15 protein-coding genes and 2 pseudogenes are annotated in these 21199 nt (G+C 73.5%); 7 read left to right on the top strand and 10 right to left on the bottom strand.

The genetic code is table 11. The annotated features are described in order from the left end of the window. Positions 1-29: 29 nt before the first annotated feature. Complete coding sequence (locus tag ACH4UM_RS27940; RefSeq protein ID WP_398184868.1) at positions 30-536, bottom strand: Lrp/AsnC family transcriptional regulator; 507 nt, start codon at positions 534-536, stop codon at positions 30-32. A gap of 59 nt (positions 537-595) precedes the next feature. Between ACH4UM_RS27940 and ACH4UM_RS27935 the strand changes: the two genes are divergently transcribed. Continuing rightward, the gene (locus ACH4UM_RS27935; RefSeq protein ID WP_398184865.1) at positions 596-1813 is read left to right on the top strand and encodes a trans-sulfuration enzyme family protein; all 1218 of its coding nucleotides are present in this window, start codon (positions 596-598) and stop codon (positions 1811-1813) included. 79 nt (positions 1814-1892) lie between these two features. Here ACH4UM_RS27935 and ACH4UM_RS27930 read toward each other — a convergent pair whose 3' ends face one another. The 5 genes and pseudogenes from ACH4UM_RS27930 to ACH4UM_RS27910 form a co-directional block, all read right to left on the bottom strand. Further along, positions 1893-3332: a GNAT family N-acetyltransferase gene (locus tag ACH4UM_RS27930; RefSeq protein WP_398184862.1), complete on the bottom strand. Its 1440-nt coding sequence runs from the start codon at positions 3330-3332 to the stop codon at positions 1893-1895. Between the two features lie 165 nt (positions 3333-3497). After that, positions 3498-6179: a DUF6493 family protein gene (locus tag ACH4UM_RS27925; protein WP_398184859.1), complete on the bottom strand. Its 2682-nt coding sequence runs from the start codon at positions 6177-6179 to the stop codon at positions 3498-3500. Then, positions 6176-7582 (bottom strand): SWIM zinc finger family protein, encoded by a 1407-nt coding sequence (locus ACH4UM_RS27920; RefSeq protein ID WP_398184856.1) that lies wholly within the window; start codon positions 7580-7582, stop codon positions 6176-6178. Before ACH4UM_RS27920 ends, ACH4UM_RS27925 begins: the two co-directional genes overlap by 4 nt. Positions 7583-7727: 145 nt before the next feature. Beyond that, positions 7728-9245: pseudogene (locus ACH4UM_RS27915) on the bottom strand (alkaline phosphatase D family protein). A 365-nt stretch (positions 9246-9610) separates the two neighbouring features. Further along, entirely contained in the window at positions 9611-11113 is a 1503-nt protein-coding gene (locus tag ACH4UM_RS27910; protein ID WP_398184853.1) for a PLP-dependent aminotransferase family protein, read from the bottom strand. On the opposite strand from ACH4UM_RS27910, the pseudogene ACH4UM_RS27905 reads away from it, so the two are divergent. Then, positions 11104-11949 (top strand): annotated as a pseudogene (locus ACH4UM_RS27905) (EamA family transporter); the annotation flags it as partial. The gene ACH4UM_RS27910 and the pseudogene ACH4UM_RS27905 overlap by 10 nt on opposite strands. A 93-nt stretch (positions 11950-12042) precedes the next feature. On the opposite strand, the gene ACH4UM_RS27900 reads toward ACH4UM_RS27905, so the two are convergent. After that, positions 12043-12873: an alpha/beta fold hydrolase gene (locus ACH4UM_RS27900; protein ID WP_398184851.1), complete on the bottom strand. Its 831-nt coding sequence runs from the start codon at positions 12871-12873 to the stop codon at positions 12043-12045. A 183-nt stretch (positions 12874-13056) separates the two neighbouring features. Here ACH4UM_RS27900 and ACH4UM_RS27895 point away from each other — a divergent pair, with 183 nt between their 5' ends. Both ACH4UM_RS27895 and ACH4UM_RS27890 read left to right on the top strand, forming a co-directional pair. After that, positions 13057-13941, top strand: a complete 885-nt coding sequence (locus ACH4UM_RS27895; protein WP_398184848.1) for an RNA polymerase sigma-70 factor — start codon at positions 13057-13059, stop codon at positions 13939-13941. Between the two features lie 259 nt (positions 13942-14200). After that, complete coding sequence (locus ACH4UM_RS27890; RefSeq protein WP_398184845.1) at positions 14201-14962, top strand: GntR family transcriptional regulator; 762 nt, start codon at positions 14201-14203, stop codon at positions 14960-14962. A 256-nt stretch (positions 14963-15218) separates the two neighbouring features. On the opposite strand, the gene ACH4UM_RS27885 is transcribed toward ACH4UM_RS27890, so the two are convergent. After that, the gene (locus ACH4UM_RS27885; protein ID WP_398184842.1) at positions 15219-16376 is read right to left on the bottom strand and encodes an ROK family transcriptional regulator; all 1158 of its coding nucleotides are present in this window, start codon (positions 16374-16376) and stop codon (positions 15219-15221) included. A gap of 240 nt (positions 16377-16616) precedes the next feature. Between ACH4UM_RS27885 and ACH4UM_RS27880 the strand changes: the two genes are divergently transcribed. Next, positions 16617-17060: a hypothetical protein gene (locus ACH4UM_RS27880; protein ID WP_398184839.1), complete on the top strand. Its 444-nt coding sequence runs from the start codon at positions 16617-16619 to the stop codon at positions 17058-17060. A 98-nt stretch (positions 17061-17158) separates the two neighbouring features. On the opposite strand, the gene mug is transcribed toward ACH4UM_RS27880, so the two are convergent. Both mug and purB read right to left on the bottom strand, forming a co-directional pair. Continuing rightward, the gene (mug, locus tag ACH4UM_RS27875; RefSeq protein WP_398185094.1) at positions 17159-17707 is read right to left on the bottom strand and encodes a G/U mismatch-specific DNA glycosylase; all 549 of its coding nucleotides are present in this window, start codon (positions 17705-17707) and stop codon (positions 17159-17161) included. Next, the gene (purB, locus tag ACH4UM_RS27870; protein ID WP_398184836.1) at positions 17704-19146 is read right to left on the bottom strand and encodes an adenylosuccinate lyase; all 1443 of its coding nucleotides are present in this window, start codon (positions 19144-19146) and stop codon (positions 17704-17706) included. The genes mug and purB overlap by 4 nt, the downstream gene beginning before the upstream one ends. 726 nt (positions 19147-19872) lie before the next feature. On the opposite strand from purB, the gene ACH4UM_RS27865 reads away from it, so the two are divergent. Further along, positions 19873-20481 (top strand): hypothetical protein, encoded by a 609-nt coding sequence (locus ACH4UM_RS27865; protein WP_398184834.1) that lies wholly within the window; start codon positions 19873-19875, stop codon positions 20479-20481. Beyond that, on the top strand, positions 20481-21173 hold the full coding sequence (locus tag ACH4UM_RS27860) for a hypothetical protein (RefSeq protein WP_398184831.1): 693 nt from the start codon (positions 20481-20483) through the stop codon (positions 21171-21173). The genes ACH4UM_RS27865 and ACH4UM_RS27860 overlap by 1 nt, the downstream gene beginning before the upstream one ends. Positions 21174-21199 lie beyond the last annotated feature (26 nt).

The raw sequence follows: 21199 nt of genomic DNA, 5'->3' as shown, positions 1-21199 counted from the left end.
AGCACGGTTCACAGGGCCCGGTGCCGCGATCACTCCGATTTGGCCGAGGGCCCTGCCGCCTCCGCGCCCGGCGGCAGCAGCGGCCCGCAGTCCCACTGCTGGAAGATCAGCCGGGTCTCCACCGTGGCCACTTCCCGCCGGGCCGTGAACTCGTCGAGAACCAGCCGCTGCAGATCCGCCATGTCCGCGACCGCCACATGGACGAGATAGTCGTCCGGGCCGGTCAGATGGAACACGGTCCGCGACTCCGGCAGCGCGCGGATCCGCTCCACGAACGGTCCCACCAGCTCCCGTCGGTGCGGCCTGACCTGCACCGACAGCAGTGCCTGAAGACCCCGGCCCAGTTTGGCGGGATCGAGGCGCAGCTGGTGGCCGAGGATGACGCCGCAACGGCGCAGCCGGGCCACCCGGTCCAGGCAGGTCGACGGAGCGACCCCGACCTGGGCGGCGAGATCGCGGTATGTTGTCCGGGCGTCGTTCTGCAGCAGCCGCAGCAGATGGAGATCCACCGGATCCAGTACGACAGATTCGGCCATGGCTCGAACGTAACACGGACTTTCGCACCCGTGCCCCGTTGACTGTTCACCCTTCCGCCATGGACACGCCCCTGGACTCAGCGAGCATGCTCGCGTACGACGACGTACGCACCCCGCCCAGAGCACTGGCCACCGAGGCCGTGCACGCCGGCCGTGACGACCTCGCCCGGCAGGGACTGCACGCCCCGCCGATCGACCTGTCCACCACCTACCCCTCCTACGACAGCCGTGCCGAGGCCGCCCGCATCGACGCCTTCGCCACCGACGGCGCGGAACTGGACGGCACCCCGGTCTACGGCCGGCTCGGCAACCCGACGGTCGCCCGCTTCGAGACCGCCCTCGCCCGGCTGGAGGGCACCGAGGCCGTGGTCGCGTTCGCCAGCGGCATGGCCGCCCTCAGCGCGGTCCTCCTCGCCCGCTCCGCCATGGGCCTCAGGCACGTCGTGGCCGTACGTCCGCTGTACGGCTGCAGTGACCACCTGCTGACCGCCGGGCTGCTCGGCACCGAGGTGACCTGGACCGACCCGGCCGGAATCACGGACGCGCTGCGCCCGGACACCGGGCTGGTGATGGTCGAGTCCCCGGCCAACCCGACGCTCGCCGAGGTCGACCTGCGGGCCGTCGCCCACGCCTGCGGCTCCGTCCCCCTCCTCGCCGACAACACCTTCGCCACACCCGTGCTGCAGCGCCCGGCCGAGCACGGCGCGCGACTGGTTCTGCACAGCGCCACCAAGTACCTGGGCGGCCACGGCGACGTGATGGCAGGCGTGGTGGCCTGCGACGAGGAGTTCGCCGGGCGGCTGCGGCAGATACGATTCGCCACCGGCGGAGTCCTGCATCCCCTCGCCGGCTATCTGCTGCTGCGCGGTCTGTCCACCCTGCCGGTGCGGGTGCGGGCCGCCTCCGCCACCGCCGCTGAACTGGCCGCCCGTCTCGCGGCCGACCCGCGCATCGCCCGCGTGCACTACCCGCGCATCGGCGGCGCCATGGTCGCCTTCGAGGTGCACGGCGACCCGCACGCGGTCATCGGCGGCGTCCGCCTGATCACCCCGGCCGTCAGTCTCGGGAGCGTCGACACCCTGATCCAGCACCCGGCCTCCATCAGCCACCGCATCGTGGACGCGGAGGACCGGCGGGGTGCCGGGGTCAGCGACCGGCTGCTGCGGATGTCGGTGGGGCTGGAGGACGTCGAGGACCTGTGGGCGGACCTGGACCGGGCGCTGCGGGAGCAGCCTCAGCCGCCCGCGGTGAAGGGCCTGCACGAGGCGATGAGCTGACCGGGACCTGACGGGGACGGGACGAACGGCCCGGCGCGGTGCGCCTCGCCGTTCGTCCCGTCCCGGGGTGAGCGCGGGCTCAGTCGCGCCGAGCGGGCCCGTCGAACTCCTTCTGCCTGCTGTCGTACGGCGGCCTGGAGGTCACCGGGGTCGCCTCCAGACGGGCCGTGATCACCAGGGTGCCCTCCTCGATCTGGTAGTCGAGCGGCAGGCCTAGGCCCCGCATGGCGGCGACCATGCCGGTGTTGGACGACTGCGTCACGGCGTACACGCTCTCGCAGCCCGCCTCGACGGCCATGGCCACCAGCCGGCCCAGCAACTCGGCGCCGATGCCGCGCCGCTGCCACTCGTCCTCGACGAGCAGCGCGACCTCCGTCTCGTCGCCGTCCCACAGCAGATGACCGAGGCCGATGATCCGTCCCGACGCGGCCCGGACGGCGAGCGTCCGGCCGAACCGCGGGCTGAGCAGGTGGTTCAGATAGCGGTCGGCGTCACCGACCGGCCCGTGGTAGCGCATGGCGAGCGTTCGCGCCGAGCACCGCTCGTGCATCGCCCTGGCCGCCGCCAGATCGCTCCTGTCCGCCCTGCGCACGGTGATCGCGTTGCCCTCGGGCAGCGTCAGCACGTCCTGGCTGCGCGGGATGCGCGGTCCGAGCCGGGCGTCCAGCTCCACCAGCGCCCGGGCCCGGGCGAACTCGGTGGGTGTGAACGGCAGATACGGCCGTTCCACCGTGATCACCCCGCCCTCCGGAGCCCGCAGCCGCATCACCGTGTCCTCGAGCACTCCCTCGACCGGCACCTCCTGTGGTCCCCGGCCGCCGCCCACCGGCCGGGCCGGCAGCGAGCGGATGGTGCACCGCCCCAGCAACTGCCGCAGGGCCAGCGGAAGTTCCGCCGCGTCCAGCGCCGTACGCGCCGCGAGGCCCAGGACCCGCGTCGGCGCGTCCACGAGGTCGTGGGCGTCGGCCCGCTCGATCCAGGTGTCGGCACCGCCGGCCAGCGAGACCGCCCGGGTGATCGCGGACGCCTCGATTCCGCCGGGGGCGCGCAACAGGAACTCGTCCACCGTGCCCTCGGCCAGCGGATGCGTCTGCAGGCTCAGGATGTCGACGTGCCGGCCGGCCAGCGCAGCGCACAGCGCGGCGAGCGACCCGGGCTCGTCCTGCACCGTTGTCCGCATCCGCCACAGCCCACTCGCCTTCGCCGCCTTCTCGGGCGTCGCCGGCGAGGCGGTGGACGGCCCGGCCTGCCGCCGCTCCGCGGCGAGCGGCCGGGCGCCGGTATCGTCCGCGGGCGGTGCGTGACCGTGGTGCCGTGCCCACCAGGTGTGGAACGCCGCCGTGGCGATCAGGGCCAGTGCCGACATCACCAGCATGGCCGGGCCGCCGGGCCTGTGCCCGATGAGGTTGGCCACCCCGTCCGCCACCGCGACGGCCGTGAACAGGGCCGCCAGTTCGACCACGTCCCGCCGCCAGTGGTGCACCGGGCGACCGTGCTTCGCACGCGTCACATCAGACATTTCTCGAGTCATGCAGCCACTGTGAAGGAACGGTGTTGCGTGATCACGAACGCTTTGTGACTGATCGGTAAAGCATGGATCCGTACCTTTTATTGTTCTTTCAAGTGGTGTGGTGTCTGCTCAAGGAGTGCCGTGTGGCGCCGTTGGCCGGAGCCGCGCGCTACGTCATGCGGCCACCTCCCGCGTCAGCGTGCTGCGCAGACGGCGCGCCTCCGCGACCAGACGGGACGAGCCGCGCCGGTCTGCCGCATGCGCCAGATGCGGCAGTTCGCCGCGCGCCCCCGACCGCTCGGCGCACTCGGCGGCCACGGCCAGCAGGTCCCCGAGCCCGTGCACCGGCCCGCTCGGGCCGTCGGTCGACAGATCGGCGAGCAGGACCGGCAGCGCCTGGCCGAGCAGACCCCAGATGGTGGCGTTCGCCCCGGTGGCCGCCGCGGTGCGCAATGACTCCGCGAGCCGCAGTGGCTTCACGGCACCGCGCCGCACCAGCTGACCGAGGTCCGCACCGAGACGGGGAGCGTCCAGCTGCCCGCGCGCCGCCAGGACCAGAGTCGCGTCCACCGCCGCGAGCCGGTCCTCCGGGTGCCGGGCGCCGAGCCCGTACGCCACGCACAGGTGCGTCGCCTCGCCCGCCTCGCCGCCGGACTCGGCGAGCAGGGGGAGCAGGGCAGCCGCGCCGCGGCTGTCGTCCACCGCCACGGCGGACAGGTCCCGCAGCAGCCGTAGGGACACGAGCTCACGCCGCTCGGGAACCATCGCCGTCCAGTGCGCCCGCAGCGATTCGTTCCAGTGGTGGCAGTAACCGCCGTACCCGGCTTCCCCGAAGGCGCCCGCCGGCTCGCCCAGCGCCCGGAACGCGGCCGGGAAGTCCCCCCGTAGTTCGAGCACTTCACCGGACTCGGCCAGGATGCGGGACCCGGACGTGCGGCGCCGGATCACCGGCAGTCCGGGTCCGCCGGCGGTCAGCCACCCGGCGAGCCGAGTCCCTTCCACGGTTCCCAGAGCCACCGCCCGCTCCGCCGCCGCAGTGGCCGCAGCGCGGTCCTCGCGGCGCACGCGCAGCAGCGCCTGCGCGAAGTCGGCCGCCGACACCCGCGCCCCCAGGCGCCGATAGGCGTCGAGGCGCCCCACCAGCTCGTCCGGCTCCAGCAGGCCCGTGCTCCAGGTGGGTGTGGAGAGCAGGAACGGCAACGGCTTGGTGCGAATCCGGTGGGCCACCTCCCACAGCCGGGCGTCGAAGGCCTGGGAGAACGCGCTGTGCGGACAGACCCGGCTCGGACTGCCGTCCTGGACCGCCGCGTGCAGCGTAGCGGTGCGCACCTTTCCCCGCAGCGTCGCCAGGAGCAGGTCGAGGCCGTCGGCGGCGTCGACGATTCCCCGGCGGCCGTGGCCGAAGTGGCCGAAGTAGACGTCGGTCCGCTGCGCGTACGCCTCGTCGGCGCCGTCCCACCAGCGGTGGGTGACCACCGGTTCCAGCGCCTCCAGCAGCGCGTCCCGGTCCTGGTGGACGTGGCGCACCAGACCGTCCAGCGTGCGCTCGAACGCCGGCACCCCGGCCTCGGACGCCAGCGCGGCCCCCACCTCCTCGGCGAGCTCGGCGACCGACACCGGCGCGGGCGCCAGGCGCACCGGCTCCGGAACGGGCGGGAGCACCTCCTCGTACCCCGACGATCCCGCGTCCGCCGGCGCCGCGCCCAGCGTCCCGACCGCTCGCAGGCGCAGTGCCGGTCCCAACTGCTCCGCCACGAGGGCGAGTTCCGCTCGGACGCCGGCGGACCCGACCTTCTTCAGGTGCCGTTCCACGAGCTTCAGCGCCCGCTCCTGAACGTCCGCGTCCGCGTGCGCGAAGGCCTGTGCAACGGCGGGCAGCAGGGCATCGGCCGCGCCGGTGTCCCGGGCGAGCACCTTGCCCAGCAGCACGAGCTGCGCCCGCACCAGCTTCCGTTCCGGCCGGAACAGCACGGCCCCGGACATCTCCGTCAGCCGGCGGTGGGTCAGCTCCCCGTCCAGGGCGAGGCCGCCCAGCACCGACTGGGCGTAGGAAGCCACCACCGACACCCCGTCGGAGACCAGCGCCAGCCAGTCGGCCACCCTCTCCCGCTGCTCCTCGCGCGTGGGCGCCAGGGACCTCAGCACGCGCAGGAACACCCGGTGATCGGCGGTCGTACCGCCCCGCAGCAGACGGGCCACGCACGCGTCCACCGTCGCCCTCCGGTCCAGCGTGCCTGTGACGGTGAGCCGGGCGAGCGCGTCGTTCCAGCTGTTCGGACCCTCTCCGGTGCCCCACTCGAGCAGGCTGCCGATGTCGTTCGTTTCGAAGAGCGCGGTCACCAGATCCGTCAGATGCGGCTCCTTGCGCAGTCTGTCGAGCACGGTGTCGCCGTGCTGCCACGTGCTGCCGATGTGCTCGGCCCAGCCCCGTACGTAGGCGTCGCTCGTCGGCACCGCGCAGCCGGCCAGCCGCACCAGCCCGGCCACCAGCTCGTACGGCACCCGCGCGGTGGCGGGACGCTGCGCGATCCGGTGCGCCACATCGGCGAGCCAGTCGGACTCACGGTCGCCGAGAAGATGGATCAGCACCCCCGGGGAGGCACCCGACCACCGCATGTCGGCGGCCGCGATCCAGCTCGCAGCGCCCGCCGCACCGGTCTGGCAGGCCGTGCCGGCCGCGTGCAGCGCGGGGTAGGCACGGCGGGACCGCGCGTCCCACGGCGCCGCCCTGAGCTCCTTGCGCAGGGCCTTCAACTCGGGGAGCTCCGCGCGTCGTTCGGCATCGGTCATCCCGTCAAGGAGACCGACCGCCTCGGCCGTCCGCCCGGCCCTTACCGCCTCCAGCAGCTCGCTCATCGCACACCCCCCTCGACCCGCATCCTGTCCTGCTCCGCCGTGTCGGCGCCCCGCCGCACCATCCGCACCGCCAGTGCGTGTTTGCACGGCCCCCGCCCGCCCCGGTACTTCGCCCACCACAGACAGCTGCAGCTCAGCACGCCGGCCTCCGCCCGCACCCGGTGCACATGGCCGTCCTCGGCCGTCACGGTCGCCAGGGCGCCGTCCAGGGCGACCGCGCCCGCGGCGACCAGGGCACGGGCGGCCCGCAGCCGCGGGTTGTGCCGCTCGGCGCGCTCGGCGTCGTAGGGCAGCTCCCGGTGGAAGTAGGCCGCCTCCGCCGTGTCGTACCCGACTCGGCCGGAGGTGCCCAGCCGGACCAGCGCCGCGCGCACCCGCTCCGGGTTGAGCCCGGAGGCGGCGGCGAGGTCGGCCACGTCGATCCGGGGCTCCCAGGCCAGCAGCACCGAGATCAGCTCCGCGTCCTCGGCGGCCGCGCCGGTGGCGAGCGAGTCCAGCACCCCGCCCTCGCCGGAGAACCCGCGCGAGGCGTCGGGCGACAGGGTCAGGGTGAGCCGCATGCCCGGCAGGACCGCTTCCCAGGCACTGGAGGTGGCGGCGGCGTCGGTGACCGCCGGGCCGTACACCCGCAGGGCCGTCGCGTACCGGAGCACCCGCTGGAGCGCCGCAAGCCGCTCCGGGCCCGGCAGGCACACGGCGCCGGGCGCCGGCCGGGTCGTCGGCCGCAGCGCACGCCCGGCGGGCACCACCCACCGGGGACCGCCACCGGCGCCCCGCGGTCCGCTTCGTGGCAGCGACCGCAGGAACCGTACGGCCTCGGCGGCCGGCAGCTCGGCGCGCAGATCGAAACCGGCCGCTATGACCTGGGCCTCCGCGAAGCCGCGCAGCCACCGGTCCGGCAGCGGCACCTTCTTCTCCACCACCGGCCCGTCCAGCGTCGTCACCGCCAGCTCCTCGGGGCCGACCCGCAGATGGAGCGGGTCGTCGGAGCCGATCCGGGAGAGTGCCTCGCGCAGCGGGTTGTTGACGTCGACGTTCGTCGTGCCGTGCCCCACCTCGCCGCCGTCGAGGCCGGAGCGCAGGACGTCCAGGCGCGCATATACCCCGCAGCAGCCGGAGAAGGACTCGAAGCGCAGCCGGTCGCCGTTGCCCGTCACCACCGGGTCCAGCGAGGCACGCAGCTGCGGCTGGTAGTAGCGGGCCGCCGCCACGTCGGCCACCGCCAGCAGCCCGGCGGAGGCCACCTGGGGGGACGTCAGGAAGCCCGAGAAGAACCGCGGGTGGTCCGCCGGGCCCGACGGCGTCGCGCCCCGGGACGTCTCGAGCCCCAGGAGCTGTCCGCCCGCGGCGGACTCCAGCACAGAGGGTCGGCAATAGGCCACGGCCTGCAAGGATCGCGTCATGCAAGGACCGTAGAGGCGACCACTGACAATCGGCTCCGACCTGCTGGAACGCCTGGTCTCAGGCCGAGTTGAGGGCCGGTGCGCGACCGTGCCGCGCACCGGGGGATGACGCCGGCGCGCGGCACGGATGCCGAGCGTACGGGAGTTACTGCCCGACCCGGCCCGGCTGGAGCACCTGGGCGAACAGGACCGTCCCGTGCTGCTCGCGCAGCCGCACCGTCAGCTCCCCGCTCCCGCCGTCGATGTCGACCTCGCCGAAGAACTGGTAGCCCTCGGCGGGCGAGACGTTGGCGGCCGTCGGCGCCTTGACGAACACCCGGTCCGGGCCGAACGTGCCGTCGAGCGCACCGGCCGGGAAGGCGCCGGCGTTGAGCGGGCCGGAGACGAACTCCCAGAACGGCTCGAAGTCCTTGAACGCGGCCCGCGCCGGGTCGTAGTGCTGCGCCGAGCTGTGGTGGACGTCGGTCGTCAGCCACAGCGTGCCGGTGATCCGGCGGTGCTTGACGAACCGCAGCAGCTCGGCGATCTGCAGCTCGCGGCCGAGCGGCGCACCCTGATCGCCCTGCGAGACGGCCTCGAAGTTCGCCCCCCCTCGACCCCGTCGGGCACGACCAGCCCGAGCGGTATGTCGGCCGCTATCACCTTCCACACCGCCCGCGACCGGGCCAGCTCCCGCTTCAGCCACTCCAGCTGCTCGCGGCCGAGGATGCCCTGGGAGTCGGTCGTCCGGTCGTCGGGCGAGTTGGCGTCGCGGCAGGTCCGCATGCCGAGCACGAACACGTCGAGCAGCGGGCCGTGGTGGTGGGCGCGGTGGATCCGGCCGTCCGGGTGGCCGCTGATCGCGGAGATCGGGAAGTACTCGGAGAAGGCCCGTCGGGCGCGCAGCGCCAGGTCGTCGAGCTTCGTCCCGGCCGGGTAGGGGGTGCCCGCGCCGATCACCTCGCCCGGGTACCAGTTGTTGCGGACCTCGTGGTCGTCCCACTGGATGACGTTCGGCACCTGCGCGTTGAACCGGCGCAGCGCGGAGTCCAGCAGGTTGTAGCCGAAGTTGCCGTGGAAGTCGGCCAGGGAGGGGGCGACGTGCGACTTCTCCTCGGTGGTGACGTTGCGGTAGACGCTGCCGTCCGCAAGTGTGGCGGTGGCCTGGATCGGGCCGTCGGCGTAGATGTTGTCGCCGCTGCACAGGAAGAAGTCCGGGTCCGGCTTCGCCATGGCGTCGAAGATCCGTTAGCCGCCGATCGACTCGTTGATGCCCCGGCCCTGCCCGGCCAGGTCGCCGGACCACACGAACCGCACGCCCTGACCGCGGCGCGCGGGAGCGGCGCGGAAGGTGCCGTACGCCGGCTCGCCGGTGCGGCGCGGGTCGGCCGGGTCGGCGAGGAGGACGCGGTAGTGGACCTGCTCACCCGCCGGGAGCCCGCGCAGCCGGGTCGTCCCCGTGACGTCCGCGTCCGGGCCGAGCAGCGGGCCGTGCCGGCGGCTCGGGTTGCGGAACGACTCGGTGGCGGACGTTCTCGACGATCATCCGGGCCGGGCGGTCGGCGCGCACCCACACCAGACCAGAGTCCGAGGTCACGTCGCCTGCCTGCACGCCCCACCCCGCCGCGGGACGACCCGACAGGGCGAGGGCCGGCGCCGCGCCGAGCGTACCGGGCAGGGGCAGCGCCGCCGACGCGGCTAGTGCTGCGACCGGATAGGTTCACCGGCTCGCGACGCCCGGTACGGCACCTCGCCGCGTTGTCGCATCACCCGAGTACATCCGGTACGCGGGCCATGCTCCGCCTTGCGATGCACCGCACCGGACCCCGCGAGCCTTCCGGTAAACCTTTCCGGCCACAGCACCAGCGAGCCGCGCAGAACGCTGCGGCGGCCGGGAAACGGACGGTGTGACATGGATGCGCCTCCAGGGACCGGAACCGGCCGGTGTGCAGTGCCACACCTACTGGTGCGGTGCGGCGCACGCGGAAACCGTGAGTGAACAACCGGCCCCTGCGGCACGGGAGTCGGCGTGCGCCTGCCGGACGGCGGTCACGTGCCGGCCGCCTGCGCCATCAGCCGTACGCCCGCGTGGATCCGCGCCGGCGACAGGTGCGCGTATCCCAGGACCAGCCGTACGCTCCCGTCACGGTCACGGTCACGGTCACGGTCGCCGTCGGCACTCTTGCCCGTGCCGTCGTCACCACGGGTCGGGTCGCCGTCGGCACGCGCGTGCGTGTAGGCGGCCAGTGTGCGCACCGCCACGCCGGCGTCGGCCATGCGCGCGAGGAACCTCCCCTCGGGGCCGTACCGCCCGGGCAGGTCCGCGATGAGGTGCAGGCCCGCGGCGATGCCGGTGAGCCGCGCGCCGGGAAAGTGCTCCGCCAATGCCGCGGCGAGCGCGTCCCGGCGTTCGCGGTAGACGCGCTGGCAGCGGCGCAACTGCCGGTCGTAGCCGCCGCGCTCGACGAACCGGGCGAACAGCGCCTGGTCGACGGTGGGATGGCCGAGGTCCATGGTCCGCTTGCGCTCGACGACCTCGTCGGCCAGTGCGTCGGGCACGAGCAACCAGCCCAGCCGCAGGCCCGGAGCCAGCGACTTGCTGACGGACCCCGCGTAGACGACGTGCTCCGGGTCGAGGCCCTGGAGCGCGCCCACCGGCGCCCGGTCGTAGCGGAAGTCGCCGTCGTAGTCGTCCTCGAAGACCAGGCCGTCCACGGACCGCGCCCAGTCGAGCAGTTCGGCACGGCGGCGCGCGGAGCAGGCGATACCGGTGGGGAACTGGTGGGCCGGGGTGGTCACCAGGGCCCGTACGCCCGACCGGCGCAGCGGGCCGAGGGCCGGACCCTCCTCGTCCAGGGGAAGCGGGACGGCGCCGACGCCCGCCGAGGCGTACAGGGTGCTGTGTTCCGGGCTGCCGGGGTCCTCGACGCCGATCGTGCGCACCCCGCGCGCGTGCAGCGCGAAACCGAGCAGGGCGGCCGCCTGCGCCACTCCGGAGACCACCACGATGCGCTCCGGGTCGGCGACGACGCCCCGGCGGCGGGTGAGCATTTCGGCCAGGGCCGTGCGCAGCCGGGGCAGCCCGCGCGGGTCGGGGTAGCCCAGGTCGCGGTGGGCAAGCTCCGCCAGCACCGAGCGGTGCGCGGCCGTCCAGGCGGCGCGCGGGAACAACGACAGGTCCGGGGTCCCGGGCACGAAGTCCGCGCGGGCGCCCAGGGGCCGGGGAGCGAGATCACACGCGCGCGTGCGCGACGCCCGGACGGCGCCGCCCACCCAGGTTCCGGCACCCCGGCCGCTGCGCAGATAGCCCTCCGCGGCCAGCTGCTCGTACGCCTCCGTGATCAGCCCGCGCGACACGCCGAGGTCCGCCGCGAGGTCCCGGCTGGAGGGCAGCCGGGTGCCCGGGGCCAGCCGTCCCGAGCGGACCGCCTCGCGCAGCGCCGCCTGCAGCGAGCGCCCACGCGCGCGTGCCGGCGCCGAGGCGGCCGGCAGGAGCAGTTCCCAGGCGGCCGAGCCCGGCCGTCCCGCCGGATTGGTCCCCGATGATGTCATGGAAGTGGACCTTAAACCGGACCGCGGCGCTTCCTAGCGTCGCCTGCATGAACGCCACCACCTCGCGCGGGGCCCTGCTCGCCGCGCTCGCCTGCGTCCTCGTCGGAGGGTCCTTCACCGCCAACAGCGTCCTTGGCCGCTACCCGTACGCCGGCGGTCAGTTCCTGCGCTACGGCCTGGCCTGTCTGCTGCTCCTGCCGCTCGTGGGACGGGACGCGCCGGCCCGGCTGCGCCGGCTCGCGCCCCGTCACTGGGTGCGGCTCGCGTTGCTCGCGGCGGTCGGCATGGTGGGCTTCAACCTGGCGGTCCTCGCGGCGGAACGCACCGCCGAGCCGGCCGTGCCGGGGGTCTTCGTGGGCTGCGCGCCCGTGGTCGTCGCGGTCCTCGTGCCGCTCGCGGGGGGACGCCGCCCGCAGCGGGTGGTGCTGCTCGGCGCGTCACTGGTCGCCGCCGGCGCCTTCACCGTGCAGGGCTGGGGCCGCACCGACGGCTCCGGTATCGCCTTCTGCGTCTGCGCACTGGCCGGCGAGACCGGTTTCGCGGTCCTCGCGGTGCCGGTGCTGCGTCTGCTGGGGCCCCGGCTGCTGTCCACCGTGGTGTGCGGCCTCGCGTCCGTCGAGGCGGCGGTCACCGGAGCGGTCCTCGACGGCACCACCTGGCTGCGGCGCCCCGGCGCCGCGGAGAGCGCCGCGCTGCTGTGGCAGGCGGCGGTCGTCACCGTCGTCGGCTTCGTGTGCTGGTACATGGGCATGCAGCGGATCGGCGCCGAGCGCGCCACGCTCTTCTCCGGTCTCGTCCCGGTCGCTGCCGCCTGCACCGCGCCCCTGGTCGGCGCCGGCTCCTACGGCCCCGCCCAGGCGGCCGGCAGCGCTCTCGTGGGAGCGGGTGTCGCCCTGGGCTCGGGGGTGGTGACCCTGGCCGGACGGCGGTCAGCGGCTGCCGTCGAGGAGCACGCGCGCCACCAGCGCCGGGTCGTCGTTCATCGGGACGTGTCCGCAGCCGGGCAGCCGCACCAGCCGGGCTCGCGGGATGATCTGCTTGGCCCGCACCCCCTGCCGGCGCACCAGCAGCCGGTCCTGGGAGCCCCAGGCCACGGTGACCGGGACTCCGGGGACGTCATCCGTGAACTGGACGTCGATGCCCGCCCGCAGGGTCTCCTCGAACCCGGTGGCCTGGGCCAGGGCGAGCGTCTCGGCGACCACGGCCTCGGGTGAACGCCGGCCCGGACGGGCGTAGATGGTGCTCGTCAGGACGGTACGGCCGGCCGCCGTGCACGAGAGCCGCTCGACCAGCGGCAGCGGCAGCCGGCGCGCGATCCCCCGCATCCCCTGCAGCACGCCGAAGGCATAGCGGCGCTCCGCCTGTGTCCAGAACCCGGCCGGGGACAGGGCCGTGACGGACCGTACGAGCTTCTCGCGGCCCAGCTCCAGCGCCAGCAGGCCGCCCAGGGAGTTGCCCGCCACATGCGGCCGTTCGATCTCCAGCGCCTCGCACAGGGCGCCGAGCGCGGCGTTCATCGTGGGCAGGTCGTGCCGCAGGCCGTGGGGCAGCGCGGGGGAGGCGCCGAAGCCGGGCAGGTCCACGGCGATCACGTCGCGCTCGGCCGCGAGGAGGTGGACCACCGGGTCCCAGGCCTGCCGGTGGTGACCGATGCCGTGCAGCAGCAGCAGCGGCTCGCCGCTGCCCACGCGCGCGTAGGCCAGGGTCACGGTCCGCGGGCCGTGCGCAGTGGGGACCTTGAAGGAGACGGTGGCGGACATGGGTGCTCCTTGTCGGGGGAATCGCTTTACGAACGCCGGGTAGACAGCTTGTCAGCAATTGCTACCGACGGGTAGCCCTTCGGTCGTGCCGGATCCCGCCGCCACCGGTGGCTCGCCGCACCCCTGGCTTCTTCGTATGGCGTCCTCCTGGACAGGGCCGGGGACGTCGGCTGGGATGGAGCGGTGACCACCGAGACCAAGACCGACCTCTTCGAAGCGCAGCGGCCCGTGCTCATGGGTGTCGCCTACCGCATGCTCGGGCGGGTGACGGACGCCGAGGACGTGGTCCAGGAGGCCTGGCTGCGCTGGTCGGGCGCCGACCGCAGCACGGTGCGTGAGCCGCGCGGCTACCTGGTGCGCGTCACCACCCGCCTCGCCATCGACCGGCTCCGCCAGATCAAGGCGCGCGGCGAGTCGTACGTCGGCCCGTGGCTGCCGGAACCGCTGGTCACCGAATTTGCCGACACCGTCCCGGACGCGGCGGAGCGTGCCGTGCTCGCCGACTCCGTGTCGCTCGCCGTGCTGGTGGTCCTGGAGTCGCTGTCGCCGCTCGAACGCGCGGTGTTCGTCCTCAGGGAGGCCTTCGGCCATCCCTACGCCGAGATCGCCGCCATGCTCGACCGCGGCGAACCCGCGGTGCGCCAGCTGGCCGGCCGCGCCCGCAGGCATGTCGAGGAGGGACGGCCGCGTTACGAGGTCGACCCGGCCCAGCGGCGCGACCTCACCGAGCGGTTCCTCGCCGCCGCGGCGGGCGGCGACCTGGACGGGCTGATGGAGCTGCTCGCGCCCGACGTCCGCCTGGTGGGCGACAGCGGCGGCAAGTCGAAGGCGCCGCTGCGGGTCCTGGAGACCGCCGACAGGGTGGGCCGCTTCCTTGTCGGCGTGGCCCAGAAGGGCGTCCTGGACCTGTCCCTGCGCTTCCTGGAACTCAACGGCGGCCCCGCCGTGCTGGTCCTGTCCGGCGGCAGGCCCGACAGCGTCTTCCAACTGGACGTCGCCGACGGGCGCATCCAGGCCGTCTACATCATCCGCAACCCCGACAAGCTGGTGTCCCTGGCCGGCGCCTGAGACACCCGTGCGGGCCCGTCCCCGCGACCGCCGAAGCCCCCGTCACCGCCACGGGGGCTTTGCCGTGCCGTCACGAACAAGGCCTCGTGCGAACGCCTCGTGAACGCTGCGCTGCGCACCACCCGTGCGCCGTCCTGGGGATCGAGGATTGGTCTTGACCAAGGGTGAGGGCCGCCCTATGGTCGCAGATAAGTACAACAACCTTTAATAAACAAGGGCGCTAAAACGCCGCCGGACCACGGCGATTGCGGAGGACAGGGTGGGGACCACGCAGCTGGAAACGGTGCCGGAGCCGAAGTACTGGCATCTCAAGACCGTGCTCAGTGAGGCACTGGACTCCGAGTTCTCGGTCGGCGAGATCCTTCCCAACGAACGGGAGCTCGCCGCCCGCTTCGGCGTGGCCCGCGCCACGCTCCGCCAGGCCCTGGAGCAGCTTGAGCTGGAGGGCAGGCTGCAGCGCCGCCGCGGCGTCGGCACGACCGTCGCCCCGCCCCGCGTGGGTGTGGCCGTCGGTACCGAGCAGCACGCCTGGCCGGGAGCGGCCGGAGACGCCTGGCAGCCCGTGGACTGCGCGCAGTCGGTCCCGCCGGCGGCCGTCGCCGACGCCCTGGAGACCGACCGGGAGGAGCCCGTGCACACCGTGCGCCGCTCCCGGGTGAGTCACGGCCAGCCGGTCGCGGCGGAGCTGCTCTACATCCCCTCCTCGTCGGTGCCCGACCTGACCGGGATAGACGCACCGTCCGGACCGGCACGCGCGCGTACCGTGCTGCGCGAGCTGCAGCGCCTCGACCTGGAGGGCCAGGAGCGCGCCGTCGAACTGGGCTCGGCCCGCGCGGACGACGCCAGGGAACTCGACCGGCTGCCGGGCGCGCCCGTGCTCGTCGTCACCACCCGCTTCGTCGCCGGGGGCCGTACCGCCGCCCTCTCCGTCGCCACGTACCGCGCCGACACCTGCCGGCTGACCTTCGGCGACTCGGGCAGCGTGGAAATCCACCACGGCCCCGAACGCCAGGCTTCGTAGCCGCCGTGGCGGGCGGCCACCCGGGGCGGCGCGTGCGCGACCGCCACGCCGGGTGCGCGCCCCTGGCACGGGGCGCGCGGCCGGGGCCCGTGCCGGCTGTTCGCCGGCGCCCCGGATGAGGTCCGTCCTTTCTTGCTGGGCTCGGCCGGCCGCAGCAGGACACCTCCGGAGCGCGAGACCGTTGCCGGGAGGGGAGGGAGGTGATCCGGGACGCGTCCTCGGATGTGGATGTGGATGTGGATGCCGGTGCCGGGGCTCAGCGGCGACCCGTGGCCGTGCCCTCCACTGCGAACAGCTGTTTCTCCACGTGGTCGAGCGCGAGTCGCAGGGCGCCCGTCGCCACGGCTGCCTCGCCGAGCATCGACAGGGTCACCTTGGGCGGGCGCAGGCAGTAGCGGGCCAGCTCGCGGCGGAGCGGTTCCAGTACGCCGTCCAGACCGGCCGCCCACCCGCCGATGACGACCAGCTCCGGGTCCAGGGCCAGCACGAGCGCCGCCACGTCGTGGACGAGGCGCTGGATGAAGCGCTCCATGGCGGCGAGGGCCCGCCGGTCGCCCTCGCGGGCCAGTGCGAAGACCGCCGCCACCGCCTGCTCGTCCAGGGGGTGCAGTGGCTGGTCCGTGGTCGAAAGCAGTGTCTCGGGCGTCACCTCCCGCCCCAGCAGATGCAGCGCGCCGATCTCTCCCGCGGCCCCGCCGTACCCGCGGTGCAGCCGCCCGCCGATCAGCGACCCGGCGCCCGGGCTCAGCCCGGCCAGTACGAAGACCATGTCGTCGGAGTCGGTTGCGGCGCCCTTCCAGTGCTCGGCGACCGCGGCGGCGTTCGCGTCGTTCTCGACCAGCACCGGGCACTTGAAGGAGCGGCGCAGCCGTTCGCCCAGGTGCAGCCCCGTCCACCCGGGCAGCGCGGTGCCCAGGCGTACGGTGCCGTCCGCCTCCACGATCCCGGGCGTGCCGACCCCGACGGCCCGCAGGGAGCCGCGGGGGACACCTGTCCGGCGCAGCAGCTCGGCGACCGCGGTGCGCAGCCGTTCCAGGCGTTCGTCGGCCTGTACGGTCTCGTCCACGTCCTTGGCCTGGGCGCCGAGCACCCGGCCGTCCAGGTCGGCCAGCAGCGCGGCCACGCGGTGCGCGCCGATCTCGAGGCCGAGCAGATGCCCGGCCTCGGCCCGGAACCGGAAGCGCCGCGCGGGTCGGCCCTGACGCCGTGCGGCGCCCTCGTCGGCCGCCTTCTCGACGACGAGACCGCCCGCGATGAGGTCCTCGACGACACCCTCGACCGTCGGCCGGGACAGTCCGGTCACCCGGGTGATCTCCGTGAGCGTCGCGCACTCCGTGGCACGCAGTGCGTGCAGCACCACCGCGGAATTGATCCTTCGCAGCAGCGAGGGATCCCCGCCGGTCAGCCGCCCCACCGTCCGTCCTCCCAGCTCGTGCGCGTGTTGGGCGGATCGTACTCGGCGCGGGCCGGAGCAGCGAGTGCCGGGACTGCGGCGCCGTGCGGATCGGCGCCGGGCCCGGGCCGGGGGCCGGTCGCGGGGCCGGTCGCGGGGCCGGGTCCCGCCGCCGCGCGACCCACCCGGCACCGTTCCTTCGGCCCGGCCAGGTCCCTGACGCACCGCCAATTGTCAGTGGCGGCCGGTTTACTGGAACGCATGGACATCGCGAAGGCTCTCGCCGTGATCGACCGGCTGTGCTCCGGGACGTTTCCCGCCGAGCCCACCAGAACGGACGTCGGCGCGGCCGGACCCGGCTACTGGATGGCCGAGTTGGAGACGAGCGAGGAGTTCTGGGAGGACGACGGCACCCGGCGCGAGGAGACGGCGGAGCAGTACGAGTGCGACCGGGACGGGTTGGCGGAGCGGTTGAGCGCCCGCTGGGGACCGCCCCAGGTGTTCAGCCTGTACAGCGTGTTCACACGGACCATGGAGGGGGAGCGGCTGGAGGAGCCGTGGGCCTCGCTCTGCGGGCACGTGCCGGACGTCCAGCTTTGGCGGTCGGAGGAGGCCGGCCGGTGGATAGCCCTGGGCGTCTCCCAGTGGGACAAGGAGTGGCCGTTCCAACTGCTCGCGGTCGTCACCGACATAGACCCGCCCTGACCCCGCGGCACCCGCCGCGACCCGACCTGACCCGCCGCGACCGCCCGACCCGCCGCACCCGCCGCGCCACCGGACCCGCCGCGCCCCCCCCGCGACCGCTACGAACCCTCCGCCGCCAGCCGCAGCCGCGTGAACTCCTCCGCCATCGTCTCCGCCGTCCAGTGCGCGTTCAGCCCGCTGGGGTTCGGCAGCACCCACACACGCGTGTCGCCGATCTCCCTCTCCTGCGGGCCCACTTGGGCCCTGCGGTCGTCGAAGGCGGTTCGGTAGGCGGTGACGCCGACCACCGCCAGCCATCTGGGCCGCAGCCGCGCGACCTTCTGCGCCAGCAGCCGCCCGCCCTCGCGGTACTCCTGAACGGTCAGCTCGTCGGCCCGGGCCGACGGCCGCGCCACGACGTTGGTGATGCCGAGCCCGTACGACAGCAACTCGCCCTGCTCCGACGGCTTCAGCAGCCTCGGGGTGAACCCCGACCGGTGGAGCACCGGCCAGAAGCGGTTGCCCGGGCGGGCGAAGTGGTGGCCCGTCGCGGCCGTCATCAGCCCCGGGTTGATCCCGCAGAACAGCACACGGAGGCCGTCCGCGACCACGTCCGGCACCGGGCGGTCGCGGGCGGCCTCGAGCTCCGCCGGGGTGAAGCGGGTCAGAGGATCGCCCCCGGGGTGTAGCCCGCGGCCTCCGGGTGCTGCTTCACCAGCTCCTCGACCCGCCCCACGACCACGCCGACCTGGTCGGCGGCCGCGCCGGTGAAGGACAGCTTGTCGGCCATCAGCGCCGCCAGCTGCCCGCGGTCGAGCGGGAGCCGGTTGTCGGCGGCGAGCTTGTCGAGCAGGTCGTTGCGCTCGGCGCCCTGCTCGCGCATTGCCAGCGCGGTGGCCACCGCGTTCTCCTTGATGGCCTCGTGGGCGACCTCCCGGCCGACCCCGGCCCGCACCGCGCCCATCAGCACCTTGGTGGTCGCCAGGAACGGCAGGTAGCGGTCCAGCTCACGGTCGATCACCGCGGGGAAGGCACCGAACTCGTCGAGCACCGTCAGGAACGTCTCCAGCAGACCGTCCAGCGCGAAGAACGCGTCCGGCAGCGCGACCCGGCGCACCACCGAGCAGGACACATCACCCTCGTTCCACTGGTCGCCCGCCAGCTCTCCCGTCATCGAGGCGTAGCCGCGCAGGATCACCATCAGGCCGTTGACGCGTTCGCAGGAGCGGGTGTTCATCTTGTGCGGCATCGCCGAGGAACCGACCTGGCCCGGCTTGAAGCCCTCGGTGACCAGCTCGTGCCCGGCCATCAGCCGGATCGTCCTGGCCAGCGAGGAGGGGGACGCCGCCAGCTGCACCAGCGCGGTGACGACCTCGTAGTCCAGGGAACGCGGGTAGACCTGGCCGACCGAGGTGAACGCCTGGGAGAAGCCGAGGTGGTGGGCGATGCGCCGCTCCAGCTCCGCGAGCTTCGACGCGTCGCCGCCGAGCAGGTCCAGCATGTCCTGCGCGGTGCCGACCGGACCCTTGATGCCGCGCAGCGGGTAGCGGCCCAGCAGCTCCTCCACCCGCCCGTACGCGACGAGCAGCTCGTCGGCCGCGGTCGCGAAGCGCTTGCCGAGGGTGGTGGCCTGTGCGGCCACGTTGTGGGAGCGGCCGGCCATGACCAGCTCGCCGTACTGCGCGGCCAGCTTCGCCAGGCGCGCCAGCACCGCCACCGTACGGTCGCGCATCAGCTCCAGCGAGAGGCGGATCTGCAGCTGCTCGACGTTCTCCGTCAGGTCGCGGGAGGTCATCCCCTTGTGCACGTGCTCGTGCCCGGCGAGGTCGTTGAACTCCTCGATCCGCGCCTTCACGTCGTGCCGCGTGACCTTCTCACGCTCGGCGATGGAGGCCAGGTCGACCTGGTCGAGGACGCGCTCGTAGTCGGCGATCGCCGCGTCCGGCACCTCGATCCCGAGGTCCTTCTGGGCACGCAGGACGGCGAGCCAGAGCCGGCGCTCCAGCCTCACCTTCTGCTCGGGCGACCAGAGCGTGGCGAGCTCGGCGGAGGCGTAGCGTCCGGCGAGGACGTTCGGGATGCGGGGCTTGGCGGGAGCGGAAGTCACGTGTACGGATTCTACTGGCGATTCGTGCAGGCCAGCGCCATGGGGTTGTTCGTCGGAAGCTACGAGGGCCGCGCTGGCCGCCACCGCCGGCCAGGCCGGCTCCTCGCAGGCCGGCCAGGCCAGGTCCTCGCAGGGGAGCAGCTCGGGCCGTTCAGCCGGGCGGCCGTCGCCGGATGCCACGACAGCGAACCGGGCGAACTTTCGTTTAGCAGGACAAGCAGGTCGCCCTGCTCACCCGATGCGTCAGCGAGACCGACCTGCCCGCCGACGTCCGGGCAGCCGGGGCACTCGTCCTGCTCTACGGCGCCAAGACCACCCGCATCTCCACCCTCAAGACGGACGACGTCCACCGCACTGCGAAGGGCAGCACCACCATCGCCCTCGGACGCCACCCCGCCAGTAAAGCTCCACCGCCCCAGAGGAATACGTCACCTCCGACATACGTGCACTTCACCGGTTCAGGTCCTTCGGCTCGCTCCCTGCGGACCGGGTTGTCGCGCCAGTCGGGGTACGGCGCTTCCTTCGTGAGGGGCAGAACTGCTCACCGCAGGAGCAGAATTAGGCCATCGCACGCTCGCCGGGCCAGAACATCTCCTCATGCCATGGCCGGTGCCCGGTGCGCCAGGCATGCCACATCGCTCGGATCACAGGTGCTCATCGCGAGCGACGACTGTAGTAACGGACCCCACGCTCCAGCCTGACGACCCCGTTCGTCACACTGACGCCGTGCCTCGAACAGCCACCGCCACCTCGTCCCGGCAGGTCCGCCGCCTCACCACGATGGCGTTTTTCGGTCCGCCGGTGATCGTCGGACTGTCGTTGCTGGCCGCCAATCCGGACTGGAGCGGGCTCGGACTGGTGCTCGGGACCTTCGCGCTGATCGCGACTCTCTCGCTGATGATCATCGCAGCGCCGAACGGGTGGTTGATCGTCGGCGGGGTGATCGTGGGGATCGCCGCGCTGTCCGGGCCGGGGCCGGTGCTGCAGGCGGAGGTGATGGCGCACCAAGGGCAGCGGGTGGAGGTGCGGGTCACCTCGGTGAAGACGTACCAGGGCAAGCACGGGCCGGAGTACACCTGCCTTCTGGGGCGGGTCGACGGCAAGCCGCTCAAGCACGCCGAGCTGGGCAACGACTCCTGCGACGGGGCGATGGAAGTCGGGCAGACCGAGGACGTGCTCGTCGACCCGCACGGCTGGACGGCGCCGGAGCCGGCCGAGACGGACTACAGCGGGATCGACATCGCCGCGTGGGCCCTGCCGGTGGTACTGGTGCTCTTCGAGCTGCTGGTCTGGCTGTCCCGGCGGGTCGGGCTGCGCCGGTTCGAGGGCCGCTGATGGCGCCCGGGTCCCGGAAGAACGTGGCCTGGCCCCCGCACGTGGTGCGGCGGCTCGCCTGCGTAGCCGCGCTCGTCCCCCTGCTGATGGTGGCCATCGGCGTGCTCGGCACCAGCCCGGACTGGTTTCCGGCGGCGCTGATCCTCGGTGTGCTGACCGTGGCCCTCGCGATCGCGGTGCTGATGGCGACCGCGACCAAGGGGTGGGTGTTCTTCGCCGGGCTGATCACCGGACTAGCCGTCGTGCTCGGCTCCGGGCTGGTCTTCCGGGCCGCGCTGATGCAGAGCCAGGGGGGGCGTATCGAGGTGCGGATCACCTCGGTGTACACCACCGAGGGCAAGACCGGCCCGATCTACCACTGCAGGCTGAAACGGACCGACGGCAGGCCGATGGACCACGCCAACATCGTCGGCATGGGCTGCAACGGCACGGAGGACGCGGGCACCACCGAGGACCTGCTGGTGGACCCGAGCGGCTGGCTGGCCCCGCAGCCCGCCGATGCCGACTTCAGCTCCCTCCCCTTCGGCGTCGTGGGAGTCGGCGTCGCGATCGGGTTGTGGGAGCTGGCTGTCTGGCGGACTCGCCGGATCGGCCTGCGCGAGGCCGCGGCGAACCCGACGGCGCCCGGCCGGCCGAGCGGTGCCAAGCCGAGCGCCGACAACCGGAGCAAGAAGAAGCGCAAGCGGCGCTAGTGTCCTGCGCCAGTCGTTGAGCAGGC

Source organism: Streptomyces sp. NPDC020801, assembly GCF_044334385.1.
In the GTDB taxonomy this organism is placed as follows: domain Bacteria; phylum Actinomycetota; class Actinomycetes; order Streptomycetales; family Streptomycetaceae; genus Streptomyces.
The sequence above is the reverse complement of the archived record's forward strand: the minus strand, read 5'-3'. Positions and strand labels throughout refer to the sequence as shown.